We start from the raw sequence: 5,278 nt of genomic DNA on the forward strand, positions 1-5,278 counted from the left end.
AGTTGTTGTCCGGGTCGAGCCGGTAGGAGACCGGTTTCTGGCCGGCGTGGGCGGCTTCGCCGGAGGAGTGGGTCGAGTAGGTCGGTGAGGGGCCGATGACCCGGGCCTCGCGGCGCAGCAGGCCGTAAACCTTCTGAATGGCGTCGCCCAGGCCGTTGAAGAAGAGGATGTCCTCGGCGCTGATCTGGGTTTTGCCCCGTTTGTTGGTCAATTCGGCGAGAAATTCGCGGGTCTCCAGCACGCCGCGGGTCGGGCAATAGCCGTAGGAGCAGTCCTTCATGGCCAGGTCGGCGACGATTTTTTTCATCCAGGCGGGAATTTTTTCCCCCTTGGCCACCGGGTCGCCGATGTTCTCCATGTTGGTCTTGATGCCGAGCTTTTTAAGCTTTTCGGCGATCTCGACGATGGCCCGAATTTCGTAAGTCAGTTCCCCCGCTCCGATATGGACGATGTTGTTGCGCATGCTGAGCTCCCCGTTGAGTATTGAAAAAATCCGCCGCGGTGGCGGGTTGGTGCGTTCAGGAAAACAAAAAGGCCATGGATGCTTACCCATGGCCTCGGTGCTTCTGTTGTGTGAGAGTTACGGACAACCCTCCAGGCAACAGGCAGAGGCCAGGTAAATGGCTGCTGCGGCCGCGATGCACGCTCGTGCTGCGGTTGCTGCGAGGGAAAGTTGTTTCTGGTCCATGAGCATCAGGTCAGGCTCCCGTAAAGTCCGTGTGCTTGGTTATCACAGCGCGCAAGCAAAGTCAACGGTTTCCTGTTTTCCCCGGGCGGAGGGGCCCTTCGGTCCAGGAGGATTTACTTGACCACCTTCAGCCCGCCGCGCACCGGCTTGCCCTCGGGCGTTTTTGCCGTGCTGCCGCCGCCGTTGTTCTCCGGGTCGTCATCGGGGCCGATTTCCAGCAGGGTACCGTCCTGAACCATCCGGCCGACGGCGTCGGCGATGGTCAGGCACTGTTTCATGCAGACCCGGTAGGCGGGGCAGGCCGTGCAGTCGGCCTGGCCGCCGGCGGCCCGCAGGGCATGGATGACCAGTTCGACGCTTTCAAGCTGAGACAGGGGGATAAAAAACATGGGGACTCCGGAATAATTAACCGGGGAACGAAAGGCTTCTCGTCAAGGCGCGGTTCCGTCCCCCGGTTGGGGTGGTTGCTACAGCTTTTTGCCAGCGACTTCGGCAAAGGCCTGCAGTTTTTTCATCATCGCGGCGAACTCCGCCGGGCGCAGGGATTGCGGCCCGTCGCTGGCGGCTTTTTCCGGGTGCGGGTGCACCTCGACAATCAGCCCGTCGCAGCCGGCGGCGACGCTGGCATAGCACATGGAGGGAACCAGGCTGGCGTGGCCGGTGGCGTGCGAGGGGTCGATGACCACCGGCAGGTGGGTCTGTTCCTTGAGTACCGGCACCGCCGAAATGTCGAGGGTGTTGCGGGTGGCGGTCTCGAAGGTGCGGATGCCGCGCTCGCAGAGGATCACCCGCCGGTTCCCCTCGGCCAGGATGTACTCGGCGCTCATCAGAAATTCCTGGATGGTGGTGGCCATGCCGCGCTTGAGCAGGATCGGTTTGTCGAGTCTGCCGAGCATCTTGAGCAGGGCGAAGTTCTGGATGTTGCGGGCGCCGACCTGGAGGATGTCGGCGTAGCGGGCCACCAGGTCGACGTCGCGGGGGTTGACCACCTCGGTGACGATCGGCAGACCGGTCGCTTCGCGGGCCAAAGCCAGCAGTTTGAGGCCATCCTCTTCCATCCCCTGAAAGGAGTAGGGGCTGGTGCGCGGCTTGAAGGCGCCGCCGCGCAGCACGGTCGCGCCGGCCGCCTTGACCGCGTGGGCGGTCTCGAGGATCTGCTCTTCGCTTTCCACCGAGCAGGGGCCGGCCATCACCACCAGGTTGTCGCCGCCGATCAGCACACCGCCGCCGAGATCGATGGTGCTCGGCTCCGGTTTCACTTCACGGCTGGCCAGCTTGTAGGGCTTCAGAATCGGCACCACGTTTTCCACCCCCGGCATCGATTCGAGGGCCTGCAGCACCGACTTGCCGCGCTCGTCGCCGACCGCGCCGATGACGTTGCGGGTTTCGCCGTGGATCACATGGGGTTTGTAGCCGAGTTCGCGGATGCGCTTTTTGACTTCGGCCAGCTGCTCTTTGTCGGCACCTTTTTTCATGACGATAATCATTGTTTTTGCTCCTTGGCTGATCGATCCGTGGTTGATGAACGTTAGGGGTGCTGCGGTCCGTTATCACCGAGCCGGTACAGGGCAAAAAGTCAAGGCCGCCCGGTCTTCCCATGCGGCCTTTTCATTCATCGATCAGAAAACGAAAAAACCATGAGAGATCCGGAAACGGTCTGCCCATGGTTTTGCTGGTTCGGTGCTTGGTCTTTTACTACGCCAACGAACCTGTACCCCGGGCAGACGGCCTAAAATAAAAGCCGTACCAGAAGATAAAGTTCATAAAGTTGGCGAAAAAGTTCTGCATGCTGCGAGAGTCTCCATCAGGTTGAATGATGAATTATTAACAGAGATCCTTCCTGCTGGCAAGTGATAAAAAGGGGCACGTAAGATTTACCCGTTCACCCATGCGGCTCGCCGTGCGGGTGGGTTTCGGCCAGAAACCAGCCGACCCAGCGATGCACGTTGTTGCGCCGGACCTTGGCGCGCAGCAGAGTCATCCGCCGCAGGCGTTCCTCCTCGGGCATGGAGTAGGCTTGAAAGATGGCGTCCGCCGTCCCTTCGATGTCGTAGGGATTGACCAGCAGGGCCCCCTTGCCGAGCTGGTCGGCGGCCCCGGCGAACTCACTCAGGATCAGCACCCCCTTGCGTTCCACCGAGCAGGCGCAGTATTCCTTCGCCACCAGGTTCATGCCGTCGCGCAAGGGGGTGACCAGGGCGATCTCCGAGGTTCGGTAATAGGCAAAGAGCTGAACCGGATCGAGGCTGCGGTAAAGGTAATGCAGCGGCATCCAGCCCGGTTCGGCAAAGCGGCCGTTGATCCGGCCGGCCAGGCCGTCGAGTTCTTCCTTGAGCTGCTGGTATTCGGCCACGTCGGTGCGGCTGGGGACGACCACCTGGATCAGCGACAGGTTTTTGCGCATCTCCGGGTACTTTTCCAGAGCCCGTTCAAAGGCCAGAAAGCGCTCGGGGATCCCCTTGGTGTAATCGAGTCGGTCGATTCCCAGCACCAGCTGGCGCCCCCCGAGATGCTCATGCAGGTACCAGGCGGCATCGGTAACCTCGGGGCTGCGGGCGGCGGCATCGAACTGGGCGAAGTCGATGCTGATGGGGAAGTGGCCGACCTTGAGGGTGCGGTCACGATAGCGCAGCAGGGTGTAGTAGCGGTGTCGGCTCAGAACCTCGGTTTCAGGCACCATGGTCAGCACGCTGTTGAGAAAGTTGCGGCGGTCGCGCAGGGTCTGGAAGCCGATCAGGTCGTAATCGAGCAGCCCCCGCAAGAGTTCGGTCTTCCAGGGGAGGCGGCGCAGCAGGTCAGGGGAGGGGAAGGGGATGTGCAGGAAAAAGGCCAGTGATTGGCGGATGCCGAGGTCGCGCAGATGGGAGCCGACCAGGGCCAGCTGGTAGTCGTGTATCCAGATGAAATCGTCTTTCGTGCTCACTTCGGCGATGGCCTCGGCAAAGCGGCGGTTCACGGTTCCGTAGCAGAGCCAGTTTTCCTGGTTGAAATGGCAATGGCCGAGCAGGTCGTGAAAGAGCGGCCAGAGCGTTTCGTTGGAAAACCCCAGGTAATATTTTTCCACTTCCTCGGTCGTGAGGGTCACGCCGTGCAACTGGTACTGCTGCTCCCGGCTGAAACGGCTGAACAGCTCGTCCAGGGGGGCCTCGTCGCTGCAGCCGGGCCAGCCGATCCACAGGCCCCGTTGCTCATGCAGCACCGGCGCCAGGGCGGTGACCAGTCCTCCGGAGCCGGGCTTGATCTGCCAGTCGCCGTCCTCCTGGCTGACCACGATCGGCAGCCGGTTGGAGACCACGACCAGTCGCTGATACGGGTTATCCATGGTTATCCCTTTTCAGTCGAGGTGTGCTGCAGCCAGGCGCGCAGAAATGCGATCAGCTCTTCCGGCGGCTGCAGCTGAAACGCGGCCGCCGTCGGCCGCGCTTCTTTCCTGACCAGCAGCGTCAGGGCCCGGCCCTTCAGCGCGATAAAGGCATCTTCGTCGGTCAGGTCGTCCCCCAGGTAGGCCACAGGCGTATCGGGGGGTGTCTCTGCGATCACCTGGCGAACCGCCGTCCCCTTATCCTGCCCCGGGCAGCGCAGCTCCAGGCCGCCGTCAAAATCATGCAACTGCAGGCCGCCGGCGGCCGCCAGCGGCTGCCATGCCGACAGCGTCAGGTGCCGCAGTTCGCCGGCCGTTGTTTTCGCCAGGCCACGCCAGTGGATAGCGGTTGAAACCGGCTTGACTTCGCAGTTGGGAGCGAAGCCGGAATCCTCCGCCCACCGGTGGGCGGCCAGAAGCGCCTTTCGGGCGGCCGGCGAAATTTCTCCCAGTTCGTGCCGGCCGTCGGGCAGCAACCGTTCCCATCCGTGACAGCCCCAGATTTCGGGGTGCGGGTCGATGCCCAGCAGGGTCACCAGGTCGCGGCAGGGGCGTCCGGTCACCACCACCAGCCGGGTGCGACCGGCGGCGAGGATGGCAGACAGCAGCTCGCGTACGCCGGGGTAGGGGACCGCTTGGTCCCGCTTTGCCTGAAACGGGGCCAGGGTGCCGTCATAGTCGAGCAGCAGAATCGGTTGCTCGGCGTGGTGCAGGCGCTTCCAGAAAAAATCGAATTGGTTCATATTCTTGTAAGTGATCCATGATTAAAGTCTGAGTCTTTTATATCACAGTACGCTGAGATCGCAAAAAATCAGACGACAGGCGCGCAGGGCCGGTGAAAATCAGAAAGGCAAATGAATGCCTATTTTTTCTTGACAGTCAAATCCGATTCAGATATAAACGGTGCTCTCTTCGCCCAGATAGCTCAGTCGGTAGAGCAGAGGACTGAAAATCCTCGTGTCGGCGGTTCGATTCCGTCTCTGGGCACCAGAAAAATCAAGCACTTAGCGTTTGTTCGCTAAGTGCTTTTTCTGTTTGTGGCCCGGTGGGTGCCAAGATGGGTGCCAAGATTTGAAAATGACCCTTCTTTTTTATTCTGTTCAGAATGATGCAGGGGGCTCGTTGTCGGTTCCGATCTGGTCGATCTGTGAAAAGTTAGGGACTGGGCTACTCTGTAAACCCGATTTTTCCAGTATTCCGGGCACTTATCAAAAAAATAAATGGAGTCA

5 protein-coding genes and 1 tRNA gene are annotated in these 5,278 nt (G+C 60.9%); 1 reads left to right on the plus strand and 5 read right to left on the minus strand.

Annotation, left to right across the window (positions count from 1 at the left end):
- The 5 genes from ABYV89_RS14245 to otsB all read right to left on the minus strand — a co-directional run.
- The coding region (locus tag ABYV89_RS14245; RefSeq protein ID WP_432823603.1) for an aminotransferase class I/II-fold pyridoxal phosphate-dependent enzyme at nucleotides 1-463 on the minus strand (463 nt) is incomplete at its 3' end.
- A gap of 338 nt (nucleotides 464-801) precedes the next feature.
- Nucleotides 802-1,077 carry a hypothetical protein gene (locus ABYV89_RS14250; protein ID WP_432823604.1) on the minus strand — a complete coding sequence of 92 codons (276 nt, stop codon included), beginning with the start codon at nucleotides 1,075-1,077 and terminating at the stop codon, nucleotides 802-804.
- Nucleotides 1,078-1,155: 78 nt separating this feature from the next.
- Entirely contained in the window at nucleotides 1,156-2,175 is a 1,020-nt protein-coding gene (gene aroF, locus ABYV89_RS14255; RefSeq protein ID WP_432823605.1) for a 3-deoxy-7-phosphoheptulonate synthase, read from the minus strand.
- Nucleotides 2,176-2,570: 395 nt separating this feature from the next.
- The gene (locus tag ABYV89_RS14260; protein ID WP_432823606.1) at nucleotides 2,571-4,010 is read right to left on the minus strand and encodes an alpha,alpha-trehalose-phosphate synthase (UDP-forming); all 1,440 of its coding nucleotides are present in this window, start codon (nucleotides 4,008-4,010) and stop codon (nucleotides 2,571-2,573) included.
- A gap of 2 nt (nucleotides 4,011-4,012) precedes the next feature.
- The gene (otsB, locus tag ABYV89_RS14265) at nucleotides 4,013-4,792 is read right to left on the minus strand and encodes a trehalose-phosphatase (RefSeq protein ID WP_432823607.1); all 780 of its coding nucleotides are present in this window, start codon (nucleotides 4,790-4,792) and stop codon (nucleotides 4,013-4,015) included.
- A 171-nt stretch (nucleotides 4,793-4,963) separates the two neighbouring features.
- Between otsB and ABYV89_RS14270 the strand changes: the two genes are divergently transcribed.
- A tRNA-Phe gene (locus ABYV89_RS14270) sits at nucleotides 4,964-5,039 on the plus strand.
- Nucleotides 5,040-5,278 lie beyond the last annotated feature (239 nt).

Source organism: Trichloromonas sp. (genome assembly GCF_041583255.1).
GTDB lineage: Bacteria > Desulfobacterota > Desulfuromonadia > Desulfuromonadales > Trichloromonadaceae > Trichloromonas.